Raw genomic sequence first — 18,870 nt, forward strand, 5'->3', positions numbered from 1 at the left:
ATTATTTTACGTAAAGCGATTACGCATAACGTAATTTGAGTTTACCAGCCGGTCAAGCTATAAAGCTGCCTTTCCCGATCGGCGCACAGCACCCCATGACCCAGCAAACCGAAAGCCCCGTAGGCGGACGCCAGCAGAAGGTCCAGGCCGCCGAAGTCGGGCTGGGCGTGCTCAAGGCGCTCGCTGAACTCTCCCCTGCCACGTCCCTGTCGAGACTGGCCGAACACTTGGGCATGCCCGCCAGCAAGGTCCATCGTTATCTGCAGGCGCTGATTGCCAGTGGCTTTGCCGAACAGGATGCTGTCAACAATCACTACGGGCTGGGGCGCGAGGCGTTGCAGGTCGGGCTGGCCTCGCTCGGCAAGCTGGATGTCCTCAAGGTCTCGGCGCCCTGGCTGGCCAGCTTGCGCGACGAGTTGAATCAGACCTGCTTTCTGGCGGTATGGGGCAACAAGGGGCCGACCGTGGTGTACGTCGAGCCCTCGATGGGTGCGGTGACGCTGGTCACGCAGATCGGCTCGGTGCTGCCGCTGCTTGGCTCGTCCACCGGTTTGGTGTTCGACAGCTTTCTGAACGGGCGCGAAACCGCTGCGCTTCGCGAGCAGGAAGTGCCGTTGCTGAGCGCCATCCAGCTGCGTGAGGCCGAGCAGCATGTCGAGCAGATTCGTACCACCGGCGTGCACCAGATTCAGGGCTTGCTGATGCCGGGTATCAACGCCGCCTCGTCACCGCTGTTCGCCATGGGTGACAAGCTGGTGGGCGTGATCACCGTGGTCGGGCCGGGATCGGTGTTGAACGACGAGACCCAGAGTCTGGCGGCCAGAAGACTTTTGCAAACGGCGCAGGCCATCAGCGATCGTATGGGCGGTAACCGTCCGTCAGACTGACGTTGCGCCCGCCGCGACGCACGTTGGTTTGCCGAACATGTTGACAGCAACCCTGTGCAGTTACCTGTCCATGACGCTCGACTATCGAGTGGAAGCGGTGGATACCCTGGCAAAATGGCTGTCTGCTTGCCGCCCTTGAATCAAGCGACCTTCGACGCGGTCACGTCCTTTGGTTTTGGCCAGGTAAAGCAGTCGATCCGCTTCCTCCAGCGCAGCGGTATGCCGATTTTTCTCTGCCGCGTTGACCGCCACCACGCCCGAGCTGATGCTCAGCCTGCCCAGCGGGCTGGACGAGTGCTCTATACAACTGGCTTCAATGGATGATCTGATTTTTTCCGCGAGCCTCAGCGCGCCTGCCAGGTCGGTTTCAGGCAACAAAATGACAAACTCTTCACCGCCATAACGTGCTGCCATATCCCCGGACCGGTCAAGACTGTCGCCAATCAGCCCCGCCACTTGCCTCAGGCAGTCGTCACCCTGCAGATGACCGTAGGTGTCGTTGTATTGTTTGAACCAGTCGATATCCAGCAAAATGATCGCGATGGTTGCATGACTCCGGCTTGCCCGCCCCCACTCCTGCTGCAAGGCCGCATCGAAGCAGCGTCGATTGGCCAGGTGCGTCAGGCTGTCCGTGTGAGCGATGATCTCCAGGTCGTTCCTGGCGATGTTCAGTTCACCCTCCGCCGTGATCAACTGCTGGATTTGCCGGTACAGCAGGACGCCCAGAAAAACCAGCGCCAGGATAATGATGCCGGTGATGGTCATGGACCGCTGTGCATAGGCCCACCAGGGCGCGAGCACATGCTGGCAGGAGATGCCGGCAGCGGCGACGATGGGCAACCCGGACACGCGCCGATAGGCGTAGATCCTTTCCACCCCATCCACCACGGAGTTGATCACCGCGGTGCCGCTGTCGCTGTACGGCAGATAGCGAGTGAAGATATCGCCCTTGGCCACATTGGTGGTCATCAGTGCGGTTAAGGTGGGCCGCCGTGCGAGCAGGTCGCCATTGTTCAGAGCGAGAAAGATCACGCCCTTGTCGTCTACATCCATACGCTGGAAAAACGCCTGGAAATAAGCCACCGGCACGGTGGCCAGGGCAACGCCTGCAAAACTGCCATCCGCCGCATTGATACGTCGACTGACCGGGATGACCATGTCCCCCGTATTGCGGCTCTCTACAATGGACCCTACATGAATGGACGGGTCAGGGTTGTCGCGGTGGTAGATGAAGTAAGCGCGGTCTTCGTTGTTGCGGGTCTGCACGCCCTTGGCAAAGGAATTGGCGACCCAGTTGCCTTGAGCATCGTAGATGAACAGCCCTTGTAGCCCTTTGACGTTCACCAGGTCTTGAGCCATCAGTCTGGTCAAGCGGCTTTGCTGCTCGCCTGCGGCGCCATCCTGCTCAACACGCTCGGCAAGGTCACGCAGCGTATTGTCAGCCTGCTGCAGGGTGTCCTGAGCCTGCTGTTCGGCAGCGAGCACGATATTGGACACCGCAATCCTCGCAGTGGCGACGCGCTCGAGCTTGGATTGGTTCATCTGCCAGGCGGTGGCCAGGATCAACGATAGACAAACCAGGGCAATGAAGCCGATCAAAGCTTTGCTGAGCGCCGAGGGGGTAAGCCTCGTCGGAATAAAGGAAAGCGGCTTCATAGGATTGTCATCAAATTGGCAGTGAAACCCTCTATGCAGTTTTCGTACCTTTGCGACACTGAACCTGAGCATCTTGTTGCGCCAGGGTAATACTGGCCTTAGTTGTATCGATGCCCGCCACGCTAGTTGCTCAAGAAGTTGTTACAGGTATCCGGTTTTTTGACGATACAGCTTCTGAGCTGTCCGAAAACAGCTGCCGATACGCTACTGTGAGAGGTGCTCCAATGCCAATGTATCGAACGTTGCTTTTCCGGCGTGGCGCAAGCGTATGCTGGCAGTGTGCCTTCACCGGTGCCGGCATAGCGGCGTTGCTTATCGATCGCTTCGTATTTCAGGTGCGATCAGCTTATAGCGATGGCCTCAAATGAATAGTTACCCAGTCGGCGATGATGACGAAGAACGTATTCGAATCCTGAATGCCTTTTCGTTGATGGATACCCCATCTGAGCACGAATACGATCAGATCGTGCAAATGGCATCGCGGATTTTCGACGTGCCCATTGTTTTGATTTCTCTGGTTCATCGCGACCGGCAATTCTTCAAGGCGCGGGTTGGCCTCGATGTCTGCGAAACGGGCCGCGACGTCTCATTCTGCAATTTTGCGCTCATGGGCCGTAACGTTTTTCTGGTGCCTGATGCATTGCAGGACGAGAGGTTCAGCTCAAACGCGCTGGTGGTTGGCGCTCCCTATATTCGCTTTTATGCCGGGGCGCCGCTGATAACCGCCAGCGGTCATGTGCTGGGCAGCCTGTGCCTGATCGACAATAAACCTCGAGAGACCTTCTCGGAGCGAGATCAGCGGGTTCTTCAGGACCTGGCGGTCATGGTCATCGAAAGAATGGAGTTGCGTCGGCTCGAGCTCGAGAATGAAGACAGCCACGCCCGCTTCATGAATATCACCTCGACCTCACCCGACGCGATAATCTGCTCGGACAGCAAAAACCGGATCATCTCATGGAACAATTCGGCCGAGCTCATTTTCGGGCATCGATCCGAGGACGCCATGGGAAAGCCTCTCGACATCATTATTCCGCCCGAAATGCGCTCCAGGCATCATGCGGGTCTGTCGAGGGTGGCTGCAGGCGGCCCGGCCTCCATTATCGGAAAATCCATCAACCTGACGGCCATCCATCGCGACGGTCATACCATCCCCATAGAGCTCTCGCTCTCACAATGGACGTATGCCGGCGAGCCACAATTCGGAGCGATCATTCGGGACATCACCCAGCGTGTCGAGGCGGACAAATTACTCAAACATGCGGCCGAATACGATCACCTGACCGGGCTTGCCAATCGATCAACGCTCAAGAGACGGATCAAGGAGGCGTGCGATGCACAGCTGTCAGCAGCCATCCTGCTGATCGATCTGGACGGTTTCAAGGACGTCAATGACACGTTGGGCCACGCTGCAGGTGATTTTGTGCTCAAGGTGACCTCTCACCGTCTTCGCGAACACGTACCGGCCTGCCATATGGTCTCGCGTCTGGGCGGCGATGAGTTTGTCGTGTTCCTGTCCGACACGGCAGACCCTGACAAGGCGATCAAGCTGGGCCTGGCGCTTATCGCGGTCATCGAGGAACCGATAGAGTTTGAAGACAATTCGGTCTACATCGGCGCCAGCATTGGCGTCTCCGTAAGGTGTGGCTCCGACTACGACGAGGAGCAAATGCTCGGTAATGCTGACCTGGCGCTCTACCAGGCCAAGTCTGACGGACGCTCCCTTGTTCGCACCTTCACCTCCGAGCATCGACAGACCGCTTCACGACGAGGCGCGCTCAGCTCATCGATGCGTCAGGCATGGGCCAACAAAGAGTTCGAGCTTTATTACCAACCCCAGGTACGACTTGCGGATGGTCGTATCACCGGAGCCGAGGCCCTTATACGCTGGAACCATCCGACACTGGGTGTGGTGTCCCCGGCGGTTTTTCTACCTGCACTGGAAGCGGGTCTGCTTGCGGTGCCGGTGGGCGAATGGATACTGCGTTCAGCCTGTGAGCAGGCGGCGCAATGGCGAAATACCGGCTGTGAAGAATTCCGCATCGGCGTCAACCTGTTCGCCGCGCAGTTTCGCATGCGTGACTTTGCCGAAATGGTTGAAAGTGCGCTTGAAGACTTTTCCTTGCCGGCACACTCGCTCGAGCTGGAGATCACGGAAAACATCATCCTGCGAAACGAACAGCGCATTATGGAACCGCTGCGCCACCTTCGCTCATTGGGAGTGGGCATTGCATTCGACGATTTCGGTACCGGCTATGCGTCCCTGAGCCTGCTGAAAGACTATCCGGTGACACGGCTGAAGATTGACCGCTCATTCGTGAGTGGCGTGGATCGCAGCAAAAAAGACGAAGTCATCATCGAGGCCGTTATCAGGCTGGCGAACGGCTTCAATCTTCAAGTCACGGCAGAAGGCATAGAAACCCGTGAGCAGGAAAGTCTGATGCGCCATTACGTGTGCGACGAAGGCCAAGGCTATCTATACGGTCGCCCCATGCCGGCGCATGAATTCACCGAGCGCTATATCTCGCGTTACAACCGGCAAGCTGACGTGCTCAAGCACAAATGACTCAGAACGAGCCTGGGCAGGCTCGTCTGATCGCGCAAGGCGGACGCTTCTGGTGATCGCTCAGTCCGGCGTCAGTACACCGCGCTGGATCTGGTCGCGTTCGATGGATTCGAACAACGCCTTGAAGTTGCCTTCGCCAAACCCGTCATCGCCCTTGCGCTGAATGAATTCGAAAAACACCGGGCCCATCAGCGTTGCGGAGAATATCTGCAACAGCAAACGACGCTCGCCGCCTTCGGAAGAACCATCGAGCAGAATACCGCGTGACTTGAGCTCGGCTTCCGGCTCACCGTGATCAGGCAGGCGGCCTTGCAGCATCTCGTAGTAGGTATCCGGCGGCGCGGTCATGAAGCGCATGCCGGTTGCTTTCAGCGCGTCCCAGGTCTTGATCAGGTCATCGGTAAAGAACGCCACGTGCTGAATGCCTTCGCCATTGAACTGCATCAGAAACTCTTCGATCTGACCCGCGCCCCTGGACGATTCTTCGTTCAGCGGAATGCGGATCATGCCGTCCGGGGCGGTCATGGCTTTGGAGGTCAGGCCGGTGTATTCGCCCTTGATGTCGAAGTAACGCAGCTCGCGAAAATTGAACAGCTTTTCATAGAAACCGGCCCAATACGCCATGCGTCCGCGGTACACGTTGTGGGTCAGGTGATCGATGAATTTCAGACCGGCACCGACCGGGTGGCGGTCAACGCCTTCGATGAAGTTGAAATCGATGTCGTAGATCGACGTGCCCTCGCCGAAGCGATCGATCAGGTACAACGGCGCGCCACCGATGCCCTTGATCGCGGGCAGGCGCAACTCCATGGGTCCTGTCGCGATTTCCAGCGGTTGTGCACCCAGTTCCAGTGCCCGGTTATAGGCCTTCTGCGCATCCTTCACGCGGAACGCCATACCGCATACCGAAGGACCATGCTCGGCGGCAAAGTACGATGCCAGGCTGTGCGGCTCGTTGTTGAGGATCAGGTTGATAGCGCCCTGACGAAACAGGGACACGTCCTTGGAGCGGTGCGTTGCGACTTTGGTGAAGCCCATCATCTGAAACACAGGCTCAAGGCTGTTGGGCGTCGGTGAGGCGAACTCGATGAATTCAAAGCCCATCAGGCCCATTGGATTTTCGTAAAGATCAGCCATGACTGGCTCCTTGCAGGAAAGTGAGAGTGGGTAACCCTGGCAATCACTGTCCTGCGGGCGGCGCACACGGAATCCCTCGCACGCTGCGTGCGAGAAAATCACCGAATATCAGTTGCAGACCAAGAATCTTCATGAGGGCAGCCTACTCCGGCTTGTCCGATTGTGCATCAGGGTGTGCCTGGTAAAAGGCCGGGGGCTGCAGGGCCAGGTGCTCGACCCGCTGATACGCGCACACGCAGTCAGGTCGACGTGGTAACAATGCGCTGCGTACGACTGGGGTAGCAGGTAAATATTCGCATGGATGCGGTGTTTTTATTTTCGTAACCACATTACGTAATGCGTAACTTGCGTGATCCGCACTACGCTGTCAACTCAAGCCTCGCAGCGAATGAGCTAGGATGCATTAACCCGACAAAAACAACCCAGGGTGGCTTGATGAACATTCTGTACGACGAACGCATCGACGGCGTGCTGCCCGCCGTCGACAAGCAGCAGCTGTTGCAGGCGCTGCAACAGCAGTTGCCCGACCTGGACATCCTGCATCGCCCCGAAGAGCTGCGGCCTTACGAGTGCGACGGGTTGTCGGCCTATCGCACCACACCGATGCTGGTGGCACTGCCGCGGCATGTGGAAGAAGTACAGACGCTGCTCAGGCTGTGCCACGCACGTCGCGTACCGGTGGTCGCTCGCGGGGCCGGCACCGGGCTGTCGGGGGGCGCGTTGCCACTGGAAAAAGGCGTGCTGCTGGTCATGGCGCGTTTCAACCAGATCCTCGATATAGATCCTTCCGCGCGCTTGGCGCGGGTTCAGCCCGGCGTGCGCAACCTGGCCATTTCTCAGGCGGCAGCGCCCCACGGCCTGTATTACGCGCCCGACCCTTCCTCGCAAATCGCGTGCTCCATCGGCGGCAATGTGGCGGAAAATGCCGGCGGGGTGCATTGCCTCAAATACGGGCTGACCGTGCACAACCTGCTCAAGGTCGAGATCCTGACGGTGGAAGGCGAGCCGATGACACTGGGCAGCAACACGCTGGACTCCCCGGGCTTCGACCTGCTGGCACTGTTCACCGGCTCCGAAGGCATGCTCGGCGTCATTACCGAAGTCACGGTCAAGCTGTTGCCCAGACCGCAGGTGGCCAAGGTGCTGCTGGCGGCGTTCGATTCAGTGGAAAAGGCCGGACGCGCGGTTGCCGATATCATCGCCGCGGGCATCATCCCCGGCGGGCTGGAGATGATGGACAATCTGGCGATTCGTGCCGCCGAGGATTTCATTCACGCAGGCTACCCGGTCGATGCCGAAGCCATCCTGCTCTGTGAACTGGACGGCGTCGAAGCCGACGTGCATGCCGACTGCGAACGGGTCAGCGAGGTATTGAAACTCGCAGGCGCTACCGAAGTGCGCCAGGCCAAAGACGAGGCCGAACGGGTCCGCTTCTGGGCCGGGCGCAAGAACGCTTTCCCGGCCGTGGGTCGCCTGTCGCCGGATTACTACTGCATGGACGGGACCATCCCGCGCCGTGAGTTGCCGGGCGTCTTGCGCAGCATCAGGGAGCTATCCGGGCAATACGGCCTGCGCGTCGCCAACGTGTTTCATGCGGGCGATGGCAACATGCATCCGCTGATCCTGTTCGATGCCAATCAACCGGGTGAGCTGGAGCGCGCCGAGGCACTGGGCGGCAAAATCCTCGAGCTATGCGTCAAGGTCGGCGGCAGTATCACCGGCGAGCACGGTGTCGGTCGCGAGAAGATCAATCAGATGTGCGCCCAGTTCAATAGCGACGAGCTGACCTTCTTCCATGCCATCAAGGCGGCATTCGACGCCAGTGGCCTGCTCAACCCCGGCAAGAACATCCCGACCCTGCATCGCTGCGCGGAATTTGGCGCCATGCACATCCACGCCGGGCAGTTGCCGTTCCCCGACCTGGAGCGCTTCTGATGAGCACGATGGACAACGACGTCAGCCAGGCACTGCTCGAGCGGGTCAATCAGGCGCTGCGCGACAACATGCCGTTACGCATTCAGGGCGGCAACAGCAAGGCTTCTCTCGGTCGTGAAACCGCTGGCGAACTGCTCGATACCCGCGAGCACCGGGGTATCGTCAGTTATGACCCGACAGAACTGGTGATCACCGCACGCGCCGGCACGCCATTGAACGAGCTGATGCAGACGCTGGATGTCGCAGGCCAGATGCTGCCTTGCGAACCGCCCGACTTCGGCGCGGCAACGCTCGGCGGCATGGTCGCTGCGGGGCTCTCGGGACCGCGCCGCCCGTGGAGCGGATCGGTGCGTGATTTCGTGCTGGGCACGCGAGTCATCACCGGTCTTGGCAAGCACCTGCGTTTCGGCGGAGAAGTCATGAAGAACGTTGCAGGCTATGACGTTTCACGCCTGATGGCAGGCAGTTTCGGCTGCCTGGGGCTGCTGACAGAGGTGTCGCTCAAGGTGCTGCCCAAACCACGTCTGTGCAGCAGTATCGCGCTGGAAATGGACAGCGCGCTGGCCTTGGCGCGCCTCGCCGAGTGGGGTCAGCAACCGATACCGATCAGCGCGGCCAGCCATGATGGCCACGTATTGCGCCTGCGCCTGGAGGGCGGTGAAGGTTCTGTGGCAGCGGCCAGGGACCGGCTTGGCGGCGAGCTGCTTGATGCCGCGTACTGGCAACAGTTGAATGCGCACCGCCTGCCCTTCTTCGATGACCCGCGGCCCCTGTGGCGGCTCTGTGTACCTGCCGACAGCCACCTGCCGGATCTGCCGGGCGAGCAGTTGATCGACTGGGGTGGCGCGCAACGCTGGCTCAAGTCGGACGCTGACGTACAGACCATTCGAGCCATCACCATGGCGGTTGGCGGCCATGCGACCTGCTACAGCCAAGGCGTCGTCGACAGCCCGTTTGAACCGTTGGCCGCACCTGTGCTGCGCTACCATCAGGCACTCAAGACCCGACTCGACCCGCAGGGGATTTTCAACCCCGGTCGACTGTACGCGGAGCTTTGACATATGCAGACCACGTTGAGTGAACACGCCAGAACCCTGCCGCGCGCCGAAGAAGCCGAACGTATCCTGCGCAGTTGTGTGCATTGCGGTTTCTGTAACGCCACGTGTCCGACCTATCAATTGCTGGGTGATGAGCTGGACGGGCCACGTGGCAGGATCTACCTGATCAAGCAGGTCCTCGAAGGTCAGCCGGTCACCGAGAAAACCCGTCTGCATCTGGACCGCTGCCTGAGCTGTCGCAATTGCGAGACCACTTGCCCGTCCGGCGTGGATTACCACAACCTGCTGGACATCGGCCGCGCGGCGGTTGAGGCGCTGGTGCCGCGGCCACTCGCGGAACGCATGCTGCGTGACGGCTTGCGTCGGGTCATCCCCCACCCCGGACTGTTCAAATCCCTGACCGGCATGGGCTTGAAGTTCAGGCCGTTGCTGCCACAGGCCCTGGCCACCAAGCTGCCTGCGGCGATCCATCCTGCCGGGCTTCGCCCGCACACCGGTCATGCGCGCCAGGTGCTGCTGCTGGAAGGTTGCGTTCAGCCGGGCCTGTCGCCCAACACCAATAGCGCCACGGCGCGGGTGCTGGATCGTCTGGGCATCGGCATCACTGCAGTCAGCCAGGCGGGCTGCTGCGGCGCCGTGGATTACCACCTCAATGCACAGGAGACCGGGCTGGACCGGGCTCGGCGCAACATCGATGCATGGTGGCCTGCGCTGCAGGGCGGTGCTGAAAGCCTGATCCAGACGGCCAGTGGTTGCGGAGCCTTCGTCAAGGACTACGGCCACCTGCTGCGCCATGATCCAGCCTATGCCGACAAGGCCGGGCAGATCAGCGCGCGAACCAAGGATCTGGTCGAACTGCTGCGCGACGAACCGCTGGAAACCCTGGGCATCAAGACCGATCAGCGCCTGGCGTTTCACTGCCCGTGTACGCTGCAACACGCGCAAAAACTCGGCGGCGAAGTGGAGCGCGTCCTGACTCGTCTAGGCTTCAATCTGACCACAGTGCCGGACGGTCATCTATGCTGCGGCTCTGCAGGCACCTACTCCATCACCCAGCCTGCCATCGCCCGGCAACTGCGCGACAACCGCATGAACGCGCTGGAAAGCGGCAAACCGCAGGTGATTGCCACCGCCAATATCGGCTGTCAGACCCATCTGGCCAGCGCCGGCCGAACGCCAGTGCGGCACTGGATCGAACTGATCGACGCAGTGCTTGGCACGCCTGAATCACACTGAAACCCTATTCAATAATCACTGCTCCGGAGAACCCCATGAAGATCAAAGCCGTCCTGACCCAGACCGAAGTCAGCCTGATGCTCGGTGCCGCACGCGAAGAGGCGCAGGCCAATGGCTGGGCCGTTTCCATCGCCGTCGTTGATGACGGCGGCCATTTGCTGGCATTCGAAAGACTGGACGACGCCGCACCGATCAGCAGCTACATCGCGATCGAAAAAGCCCGCACCTCGGCACTCGGCAAACGTGAGTCCAAGGGTTACGAAGAGATGGTCAATGGCGGGCGCACTGCATTCCTGAGTGCGCCGCTGCTGACTTCCCTGGAAGGCGGTGTGCCGATCATCGTCGACGGCCAGGTAATCGGTGCGCTGGGGGTTTCAGGCGTGAAGGCCGAACAGGATGCTCAGGTCGCCAAGGCCGGTGTCGCAGCGCTTGACGCCGACTGACGGTCGACCCGGCCGGTAACGCGAAAGCCAGGCCACCTCAGGAGTCTTCATAGCCGGTAGATCGAAATCCAGCTCATGTCCGGATGGCTGGAATAGATATACGTGCCGGTCTTGTTGAGTACCGCGCCGCCTACCGACGGAAAGTAGGCAATGCAGGTGGCGATACCCTTCACCGTATCGATCCGGTAAACGTCGTAATTACAGGTATAGATCGCGTAGACATAGCGGTCATCCGGTGTCACTCCGATGACTTTCACCGGGTAGCCCTGCGTGCCGATCCTTTCCCTGTAGAAGGTTTTGTTGGTCGCGGCATCGATGATGTAGACCTCGTCGATGCCACCGACATACAGCCAGGCGCCATCGGAACTGAAGACCATCGAGCGCGGGTCGGAAAATCCGGGAATGTCGTGTTGCAGGTAATCGACCTTGCTGATCGCAAGAACATCGGTAGGCGCGGTCCGGTCAACCAGCATGGTCGCGTAAAACCTGTCGTTCAACGGGCTGATCCCGAGGGCCAGCGATGCGTTGGTCAGGGCGCCCAGATCGAACTCGTTTTCGACCGTGTAATTCTCGGTCTCGATCAGGCGAATCAACCCGCCGAGCGCGTTCTGAAAGGAAAGGCAGATAAAACGGCCATCGGCACTGCACAGGATCCTGTTGACGTTGGCTGCCGGCAGTATCCTGATCACTTCGCGCATGCGCGTATCGACCACGTAGCACCTTTTCTGGCCAATGGTGTAAAGCCTTTTGCCATCGGGGCTCAGGGTAATCGCGCCCGCCCCTGCCCGCTTGATGGCACCCGTTACGCTGGCACTGGCGATGTCGACCACACTGACTTCGCGACCGCTTTCATGGGCGACATACAACGTGGTTTCATCAGGGCTGATAGCGATCTCTGCAGGTACAAAGCCCAGCGGGATAATGCCGGTCAACCACGCGATATCCAGGGGGACACCTGAACCGACGGGGTCGGCGATATGCGTCAGGGCTCTAACGTTCTGAGATGCTTTTTTTTGCATTTCTCTCACCTTCAATAGGTCTTGTAAGACCGCCAGAACGGGGAATAGATAAGAAGATATATCCCCGTCATCCAACGATGCGGCCAAGACACTTATGCCGCTCCGAGCCAAAAACGTAGGGTCATTGAATACTCAACACGGGGGGATGGGTACTGTCAGAAATAACAGTCGAAATGGGCCGGAACCGTTCGAATGAGGGTATCGACGGCAGTGCAGGACAGCACGGTCGGGCACTCCAGCCCGGAGGCATCAAGCCCGCAGAGCGCCCTTACCATTGGTCAGCGCGATGCTCCGGGGAAGGCTCGTCAGGGTTGGCCGGGGAAAAGACTCAAGAGCTTTCCCGCACCACCAGTTCAAACCCGAGATCGACCTGCGGGTGCTGGGCGACCCCGTCCAGCAGGCCCAGCAATACCTGAGCAGCACGCTGCCCGACTGCTTCTCTGGGCGTGCGAATCGAGGTCAGGCGCGGCACCATGTGCGCGGACCCAGGCAGGTCGTTGAAGCCCACCAGCGAGACCCGTTCGGGGATCGCGACACCCAGGCGCAAGGCCTCCAGCGCAGCGCCCTGCGCCAGGTCGTCATTACAGAAGAACACCCCGTCGACATCCGGGTGCTGGTCAAGCAGGCGCGCAAACAACTCCCCGCCCAGGCCGATCGACGAGGCCTGGCGTGTCGAGACCTGCAGCGCGGGGTCGAACAGCCCGGCGTCTTCCAGCACCCGACGGAACCCGGCGCCACGTTGCAGTACACGGGGGTCGAGTTGGGCGGCCATGTACGCCAGCCGACGGCGGCCACGCCCGATCAGGTGACGCGCGGCTTCGGCACCGGCCCGTTGTTGCGAGAACCCGACGCAATAGGCGCCCAGGCGGGTGTCGAGCTCCATCATGTGCACACAGGGTATGCCACTGGTTTCAAGCATCTGGCGGGACGCTGCCGTGTGGTCGAAACCGGTCAGCAGAATACCGCGCGGGCGATTGACCAGATGGTTGCGCAGCAGCTTCTCTTCCTCTTCAGGCAAGTAATGGTAGTTGCCGATGACCACGTCCAGGCCACGCACGCGCAATACGTCCTGAATGGCTTCCAGCGTCTCGATGAACAACTGGTTGGAAAGCGACGGCACCAGCACCACGACGGTCTGACTGCAGGAAGAGGCCAGCGCCCTGGCTGCCGGATTGGCTACATAACCCAGGCCCTGCGCCGCAGCACGGACCTTTTCGACCAGCTCAGGCGCCACGGTGCTGATACCGCGCAACGCACGCGAGGCGGTGATCGGAGAGACGCCGGCCAGCTTCGCCACTTCATTGAGCGTGGGGCGACCGGTAGAGCGGGAACCAATGCGTATCATGCGTTGCCAACTAACATAAGGGTTGCCAAATGTGTCGAATGCCCCATAAGGTAGCGCTGTCTCATGGAATGTGACAATGCTTTATCGCTGGTTTCACAGGGGTTGCCCGGTTCGGGTCCCGCGGAGAACAGCCTCCCATGCTTATTGATGAGCCCAAAACAACGACAAATAACTGGAACAGCCCAGGCCGAGACTCATGTCCAGCCGAAAGAAGACAGCGCTGTCTCCAGATGAGGTGCCTACTGTGACAACTGCGAATACTGCTATTTCCGCCCTTGTGGTGATGGGTGTGTCTGGCTGCGGCAAAAGCGCCGTGGGTGCCGAGATTGCCCTGAACAGCGGCGGCCGCCTGATCGAAGGCGACGCGTTCCATCCACCGGCCAACATCGAAAAGATGAGCGCCGGAACCCCCCTCAACGATGAAGACCGTGCCGGCTGGCTGACCCGCCTAGGCGAAGAAATGGCTGCCGCCCTCGCCAAGGGTGAACACCCGGTCCTGACCTGCTCGTCGCTCAAGCTCATCTATCGCCAGCGCCTGCGTGATGCGGTGCCTGGCCTGGGTTTCGTTTTTCTGGAACTCAGCAAGGAACTCGCCAGCGAACGCTGCTCGCATCGGCCTGGGCACTTCATGCCCGCCAGCCTGGTGGACAGCCAGTTCGCGACGCTCGAGCCGCCCTATGGCGAACCGCTGACATTGATCGTGGACGCGTCGCAGCCTATCGATGTCATCGGCAAACAAGCCGCAGCATGGTGGAAAGGCTCTCACGCCTGATAAAGGCGTGAGTGCAAAAGACAGCGCTGTCTTGCGCACACACGATTGAAGTCGGCGCTGTTAACAGTTCCTTAAAACAATAAACCGGAGAGACACCCATGTTCGGTATGACCCATGAGACGTTCCTGCTCGTCGATGCGTTGGTGACCATCGTCGGCCTGGTGCTGCTGATCACCACCTTCAAGGTGCACCCTTTCGTCGCGTTGACCCTGGCGGCAGGCTTTCTTGGCCTGACCTCGGGAATGCCGGTCGAAAAAGTCATGAAATCCTTCCAGGACGGCTTCGGCGGCGTGCTGGGCTTCGTCGGCATCATCCTCGGCCTGGGCACCATGCTCGGCAAGCTGATGGCTGACTCGGGCGGCGCGGACCAGATTGCGCAAACGCTGATACGCACCTTCGGCAAACAGAAAGTGCACTGGGCAATGATGTTCTCTGCCTTCCTGGTGGGCATCCCGTTGTTCTTCGAGATCGGTTTTGTCCTGCTGATCCCGCTGGTGTTCATTGTTGCGCGGCGCACCGGCGTGCCCATCGTCAAGATCGGCATTCCGCTGCTGGCAGGCCTGTCAGCCGTCCACGGTCTGGTTCCGCCGCATCCGGGCCCGCTGCTGGCCATCGGTATCTTCGGCGCCGATATCGGCAAGACCATTTTCTACGGACTGATCGTAGCGCTGCCAACTGCAATCATCGCTGGCCCGATCTTCGGTAACTGGATTTCCAAGAGCATCCCCGGCACACCGTCCAAGGAACTGATGGATCAGATCGCCAAGGAGTCGAGCACTGAAAACCTGCCAGGCTTCGGCATCACGCTGGTGACCATCCTGCTGCCAGTCTTCCTGATGCTGCTCAAGACCCTTGCCGATGTGGTGTTGCCGGAAAACAACATGTTCCGCATCTGGATGGACCTGATCGGTCACCCGATCACCGCCCTGCTTGCCGCGCTGTTGCTGGCGTTCTACACCTTTGGTGCCGCACGTGGTTTTGATCGCAGCAAGATCATGAAGCTGCTGGACCAGAGTCTGGCTCCGGTGGCGGCAATCGTGCTGATTGTGGGCGCAGGCGGTGGCTTCAAGCAGATGCTGGTCGCCAGTGGCGTCGGTGACGTGATCGGGCACATGGCCGTGCAGGCGCAGATCAACCCGATCATGCTGGCCTGGCTGGTTGCGGCGGTGATCCGCGTCGCAACCGGTTCGGCGACGGTGGCAACCATTACCGGTGCCGGCATCGTAGCGCCGGTGGTCGGCCTGATTCCAGGGGTCAATCGCGAGCTGCTGGTGCTGGCAACCGGCGCCGGTTCGTTGATCCTCTCGCACGTCAATGACGCCGGGTTCTGGCTGGTGAAGCAGTACTTCAACATGACCGTTGCCGAGACCTTCAAGACCTGGACGGTGATGGAAACCATCCTCTCGGTCGTCGGCCTGATTTTCATCATGCTGTTGTCAATGGCGGTGTAACCCCCGGACGAGCCTTCGCGGGAGCTGAAGCCCGCGAAGGCCTGGTCCCGCCTCACGCCTGTGCATCACCCTTCCCAGCCCCCGCAATACACCGCATCAGCGTGGACACTACGGTTATCCGCAGCCCCTTCCTACACAATCGTTCACCACTTTCATTTGAATTTTCAGAAAGCCCGGGCAATCTGGTGCAGTCGTGCCTACGCTTATAGTCATATCGAAATGGCTTGAGCGGTACCGTCGGCTGAGACGATGATGACCCGGAACGGTGCAGCGGTTGACGTTACTTTTTATATGACGCCAGTAAATACGGGCATTTTCACGTCGAAACGGGCAGAATTGGCGCACTCGTCGTATCCGGGATGCAAATCTCGATGACAAGAAAATGAACCGAGGGAATTTAATTCACCTGTGCGACGTCATAAGACGGATGCATTTGGATGCACTCGGCAACAATCACCACGCAAAGGCAAACGCCAGCCTCTTGAGAGAGGCGTTTTCAAGAGGCCATCAAGGAAAAGATTATGTTGATACTCACTCGCAAAGTAGGCGAAAGCATAAACATCGGTGACGAGATCACCGTCACGATTCTTGGCGTTCAAGGGCTTCAAGTCCGCCTGGGCATCAATGCACCCAAAAATGTTTCAGTGCATCGTGAAGAAATCTACAAACGTATCCAGGCAGAACTGGCTCCCAACCAGGACCCACAATAATTCCCGCACTACCCCCTTATTCAATGCTGATCTGCCGTTTATTGGCAGACCGGCCGTACGGCGTCCCTGGGACGCCGTTTTTTATGGCCGCCATTCTGCGCTTCTCTGCTGCACCGGCCTAACCGGCCTGAAGGCCTAAAGCCGCCTGCATGAACCCTTCCGAAATGAACGTCTCGGCAGCTACAGGCTGATGAGCGAGTCTGCGTGTGACCGCCTCCAGCACCACTCGGCTGGCATCATGATGAAACTGCCAGACGCCGTATATCCGGCCGTCGAAGGCGGGTTCGCTGCCCAATTGCGGATCGACGCCCAATCCGGCGCCCAGACCGAAAAGATGCAGGCCCTTGATTCGGCGACCGTGCTGATCGAACGGGCAGCCGCCAGCGTCCGAGTCGAGCCCCCCCTTGGCCTCGCGCAAACTGACGAGGTTGCCATCGGCATCACTCAGTCTGGGCAACACGGGCTGATAGCCAGAACACTGTACGATCACAGCCGAGTCGGCCAGAACGAGTCGGGCCTGCTCGTGTTCATCGGGGCGTCCGCCCAGTGTCTGCAGCATCTGCACGCGCACCCCGGTTTTGCCTACGCGTCCGCTTTGCAGCGCTTGGCGCCCGATCTCCAGCGCACGGTAACGCAAACCTCCGGAACGGTTGATCCGACCTGAAACCGGACAGACATCAAGCTGCGCGTCGAATGCGTAGCCGGCTGCGTGCGCCAGTTCAGCACTTTCTTAAAACAGCCTGATGCTGCTTCGATGAACGAGTGACAGCTCCTGCAAGCCGGCAAACTCCAGTGCATCCGCCAGATTCTCCAGCGTCGAAAAAGCGCTGTGAGATCCCCCGACGATGGTGATGCGCCCGTTATCGGCCAGCGCCGGGGCAAACACTTCGCGTAACTGCACCGCGTTCATGCGCAACAAGCGGTCAGCGCTCTGGACAGTGCAGTTATCCGGCAGCGCCAGGCCTTGTCGGGCAAGATCATCGATCAGGTGTTGTGGATCCTGGCGCCCGCCCAGATTGAGTACCAGCGTCTGGCAGCGCACGCGTCTTTTGCCGTACACGCTGTCAACGTGCAGACAGAACTCGTCGCCCTCGCAAATCACCTCATCCAGGCGCGTGCCGGACCAGACCTCTACGCCATAACGTTGCACGATGTGCTCCAGCACCAGCCTGGCGGCCTCGGCCATGAGCAGGCCCACATCCGACAGCTGCGGCGCGCTCTGTGCCTGTGCCTTGATGCGCCAATAGGCTGCCGAGTACTCGAGAGGTTCGAACACCTCGCGCAATGCCGGATCGCGAAGGCAATCAATGAACACATCGCCTACCGAGTTGGCAGTGATCCGGTAATCTCCCAGCGCACCCGCACCGGGCTGGTCGCTTGCATCAATGACAATCAGTCCTTTGGCAGCGAGCCCGGGCATCGCGCCGCTCTTCAGGGCGTTGAACAAAAAGCCCATGCCCGCGAGCCCGGCCCCTCCCACCACGCAACCGCAAGCTGTTTCCATACAGTTATCAAACATAATGATGCTCCATCGTCATTTTCATACGTGGGTGCAGTCCAGAAGTTCTGGATGTCGAATACCTGATTGATAAGGCGAACCAGCGTCCCTGCACGATTCGAGGCGAAACACATGCAGCACACTACACACGCGCTCATTCACGGCGCCCATGGGACGACATGATTAGAGAAGGTGTTCTTCACAAAAAATTACAATAGGACCAACAGACACAGGTCCTGAGCTCAGACCTGACAGGAAGAATGCATCATGCTACCGCCCTTTTTAAGGCAACGTTTTTATCAACCTGAAAAGAGTGACAATGCGTTACAAAATAAGTCGGGCAACTGAATAGTTGCAAAGAAAAGCGGGAGTGTCAAATGGGCGGCAACGGTCTGGAACGCTTTATAACCTGATGATTTGAATGATCTTGTATCTTTTGATCGATAAATGCCCCTTCAAAAGAGCAGTTTTCGCTGACATTAACGCATTCAATGCGTTCAACTTATTTTTTATCGTCTGCGCTAAAAACAGCAAGCTTTCGACGCTGTTAATTTGACGAGCACAAAACGGTTGTGCGCCAACACAGGTTCGCGTTCATGAAGACCAGCCGAGCCTCTCTCCCTGCGCTGAATGCGGTCGACAAAGCGGCCCGTAGAAACGACAAGGCCCCGATCAGCGATGATCAGGGCCAGGTATCGTGATGCCAGGGCATCAGCGGGGTGCAGCAGTATCAGGCAGCGCTGTAATACGCTTTCGAGACACGGGGCATTACGGGTTCTTCGCGCAATTCAGCCACCAGGTCAGCGATGTCCCGAACCGTATTGATACGGCTGAGCGGCAGGCTCTTCTGAAGCTGGGCGCGCCCCGATACCGGATCGCTTATCTGCACATTCATCTGATCATTGGCAATCGTACAGGTGCAACGCAACGGCAGAAGCGCACGTTCAACCATACTCCTGAGTTCTAACTCGGACAGTCCACTCGCGATCATCTCTTTATCTCCTTATGTGTGTAAGCATGTCCCGACAGTGACAAATTTTTGATAATTTTTATTGTTGATGACTTTTTAAAAACGGCCCGCGCCAGCCCGCCAATTATCCGTCGCCACTCACCTGATGCTTAAACCCGTTATACACTGCGCGCTGCACTTCAGGCAACTT

14 protein-coding genes and 2 pseudogenes are annotated in these 18,870 nt (G+C 59.2%); 9 read left to right on the plus strand and 7 right to left on the minus strand.

All coding sequences use genetic code 11. The annotated features are described in order from the left end of the window. Positions 1 to 95 precede the first annotated feature (95 nt). Positions 96 to 887, plus strand: coding sequence for an IclR family transcriptional regulator (locus tag LIX91_RS13155; protein ID WP_226488588.1), 792 nt, complete (start codon positions 96 to 98; stop codon positions 885 to 887). 81 nt (positions 888 to 968) lie between these two features. Here the strand turns inward: LIX91_RS13155 and LIX91_RS13160 are convergent, their stop codons facing one another. Then, positions 969 to 2,543, minus strand: coding sequence for a diguanylate cyclase (locus LIX91_RS13160; protein ID WP_181016410.1), 1,575 nt, complete (start codon positions 2,541 to 2,543; stop codon positions 969 to 971). 364 nt (positions 2,544 to 2,907) lie between these two features. On the opposite strand from LIX91_RS13160, the gene LIX91_RS13165 reads away from it, so the two are divergent. Next, the gene (locus LIX91_RS13165; RefSeq protein WP_003412218.1) at positions 2,908 to 5,106 is read left to right on the plus strand and encodes a putative bifunctional diguanylate cyclase/phosphodiesterase; all 2,199 of its coding nucleotides are present in this window, start codon (positions 2,908 to 2,910) and stop codon (positions 5,104 to 5,106) included. 60 nt (positions 5,107 to 5,166) lie between these two features. Here LIX91_RS13165 and hppD read toward each other — a convergent pair whose 3' ends face one another. Beyond that, positions 5,167 to 6,243 (minus strand): 4-hydroxyphenylpyruvate dioxygenase, encoded by a 1,077-nt coding sequence (gene hppD / locus LIX91_RS13170; protein ID WP_003315852.1) that lies wholly within the window; start codon positions 6,241 to 6,243, stop codon positions 5,167 to 5,169. 142 nt (positions 6,244 to 6,385) lie between these two features. After that, positions 6,386 to 6,540 (minus strand): annotated as a pseudogene (locus tag LIX91_RS13175) (maleylacetoacetate isomerase); the annotation flags it as partial. A gap of 138 nt (positions 6,541 to 6,678) precedes the next feature. Here LIX91_RS13175 and glcD point away from each other — a divergent pair. Genes glcD through LIX91_RS13195 form a run of 4 tightly spaced genes read left to right on the plus strand, consistent with a single transcriptional unit; the run spans position 6,679 to position 10,915 of the window. After that, complete coding sequence (gene glcD, locus LIX91_RS13180; RefSeq protein ID WP_226488589.1) at positions 6,679 to 8,178, plus strand: glycolate oxidase subunit GlcD; 1,500 nt, start codon at positions 6,679 to 6,681, stop codon at positions 8,176 to 8,178. Then, entirely contained in the window at positions 8,178 to 9,236 is a 1,059-nt protein-coding gene (glcE, locus tag LIX91_RS13185; RefSeq protein ID WP_226488590.1) for a glycolate oxidase subunit GlcE, read from the plus strand. Before glcD ends, glcE begins: the two co-directional genes overlap by 1 nt. 3 nt (positions 9,237 to 9,239) lie before the next feature. Beyond that, the gene (glcF, locus tag LIX91_RS13190) at positions 9,240 to 10,472 is read left to right on the plus strand and encodes a glycolate oxidase subunit GlcF (RefSeq protein ID WP_046269923.1); all 1,233 of its coding nucleotides are present in this window, start codon (positions 9,240 to 9,242) and stop codon (positions 10,470 to 10,472) included. Between the two features lie 35 nt (positions 10,473 to 10,507). Continuing rightward, positions 10,508 to 10,915 (plus strand): heme-binding protein, encoded by a 408-nt coding sequence (locus LIX91_RS13195; RefSeq protein ID WP_003344090.1) that lies wholly within the window; start codon positions 10,508 to 10,510, stop codon positions 10,913 to 10,915. A 47-nt stretch (positions 10,916 to 10,962) separates the two neighbouring features. On the opposite strand, the gene LIX91_RS13200 is transcribed toward LIX91_RS13195, so the two are convergent. After that, on the minus strand, positions 10,963 to 11,934 hold the full coding sequence (locus LIX91_RS13200) for a YncE family protein (RefSeq protein WP_100073229.1): 972 nt from the start codon (positions 11,932 to 11,934) through the stop codon (positions 10,963 to 10,965). Between the two features lie 328 nt (positions 11,935 to 12,262). Beyond that, positions 12,263 to 13,279: a LacI family DNA-binding transcriptional regulator gene (locus LIX91_RS13205; protein WP_226488591.1), complete on the minus strand. Its 1,017-nt coding sequence runs from the start codon at positions 13,277 to 13,279 to the stop codon at positions 12,263 to 12,265. 283 nt (positions 13,280 to 13,562) lie between these two features. Here LIX91_RS13205 and LIX91_RS13210 point away from each other — a divergent pair, with 283 nt between their 5' ends. From LIX91_RS13210 to csrA, 3 genes are all read left to right on the plus strand, one after another. Continuing rightward, positions 13,563 to 14,051: a gluconokinase gene (locus LIX91_RS13210; protein ID WP_003412230.1), complete on the plus strand. Its 489-nt coding sequence runs from the start codon at positions 13,563 to 13,565 to the stop codon at positions 14,049 to 14,051. 98 nt (positions 14,052 to 14,149) lie between these two features. Continuing rightward, positions 14,150 to 15,502, plus strand: a complete 1,353-nt coding sequence (locus tag LIX91_RS13215; RefSeq protein WP_003412234.1) for a GntP family permease — start codon at positions 14,150 to 14,152, stop codon at positions 15,500 to 15,502. A gap of 521 nt (positions 15,503 to 16,023) precedes the next feature. Further along, the gene (gene csrA, locus LIX91_RS13220) at positions 16,024 to 16,212 is read left to right on the plus strand and encodes a carbon storage regulator CsrA (protein WP_002554157.1); all 189 of its coding nucleotides are present in this window, start codon (positions 16,024 to 16,026) and stop codon (positions 16,210 to 16,212) included. Positions 16,213 to 16,330: 118 nt separating this feature from the next. On the opposite strand, the pseudogene LIX91_RS13225 reads toward csrA, so the two are convergent. Further along, a pseudogene (locus LIX91_RS13225) lies at positions 16,331 to 17,731 on the minus strand (pyridine nucleotide-disulfide oxidoreductase). A 709-nt stretch (positions 17,732 to 18,440) separates the two neighbouring features. Continuing rightward, positions 18,441 to 18,701: a DUF1652 domain-containing protein gene (locus LIX91_RS13230; protein ID WP_032703035.1), complete on the minus strand. Its 261-nt coding sequence runs from the start codon at positions 18,699 to 18,701 to the stop codon at positions 18,441 to 18,443. Between the last annotated feature and the right edge of the window lie 169 nt (positions 18,702 to 18,870).

Source organism: Pseudomonas sp. B20, from assembly GCF_020515755.1.
GTDB classification, from domain to species: domain Bacteria; phylum Pseudomonadota; class Gammaproteobacteria; order Pseudomonadales; family Pseudomonadaceae; genus Aquipseudomonas; species Aquipseudomonas syringae.

Coding starts and splice junctions, on each gene's coding strand:
- LIX91_RS13155 (WP_226488588.1), top strand. CDS start 96: ATGACCCAGCAAACCGAAAGCCCCGTAGGCGGACGCCAGCAGAAGGTC.
- LIX91_RS13160 (WP_181016410.1), bottom strand. CDS start 2,543: ATGAAGCCGCTTTCCTTTATTCCGACGAGGCTTACCCCCTCGGCGCTC.
- LIX91_RS13165 (WP_003412218.1), top strand. CDS start 2,908: ATGAATAGTTACCCAGTCGGCGATGATGACGAAGAACGTATTCGAATC.
- hppD (WP_003315852.1), bottom strand. CDS start 6,243: ATGGCTGATCTTTACGAAAATCCAATGGGCCTGATGGGCTTTGAATTC.
- glcD (WP_226488589.1), top strand. CDS start 6,679: ATGAACATTCTGTACGACGAACGCATCGACGGCGTGCTGCCCGCCGTC.
- glcE (WP_226488590.1), top strand. CDS start 8,178: ATGAGCACGATGGACAACGACGTCAGCCAGGCACTGCTCGAGCGGGTC.
- glcF (WP_046269923.1), top strand. CDS start 9,240: ATGCAGACCACGTTGAGTGAACACGCCAGAACCCTGCCGCGCGCCGAA.
- LIX91_RS13195 (WP_003344090.1), top strand. CDS start 10,508: ATGAAGATCAAAGCCGTCCTGACCCAGACCGAAGTCAGCCTGATGCTC.
- LIX91_RS13200 (WP_100073229.1), bottom strand. CDS start 11,934: ATGCAAAAAAAAGCATCTCAGAACGTTAGAGCCCTGACGCATATCGCC.
- LIX91_RS13205 (WP_226488591.1), bottom strand. CDS start 13,279: ATGATACGCATTGGTTCCCGCTCTACCGGTCGCCCCACGCTCAATGAA.
- LIX91_RS13210 (WP_003412230.1), top strand. CDS start 13,563: ATGGGTGTGTCTGGCTGCGGCAAAAGCGCCGTGGGTGCCGAGATTGCC.
- LIX91_RS13215 (WP_003412234.1), top strand. CDS start 14,150: ATGTTCGGTATGACCCATGAGACGTTCCTGCTCGTCGATGCGTTGGTG.
- csrA (WP_002554157.1), top strand. CDS start 16,024: ATGTTGATACTCACTCGCAAAGTAGGCGAAAGCATAAACATCGGTGAC.
- LIX91_RS13230 (WP_032703035.1), bottom strand. CDS start 18,701: ATGATCGCGAGTGGACTGTCCGAGTTAGAACTCAGGAGTATGGTTGAA.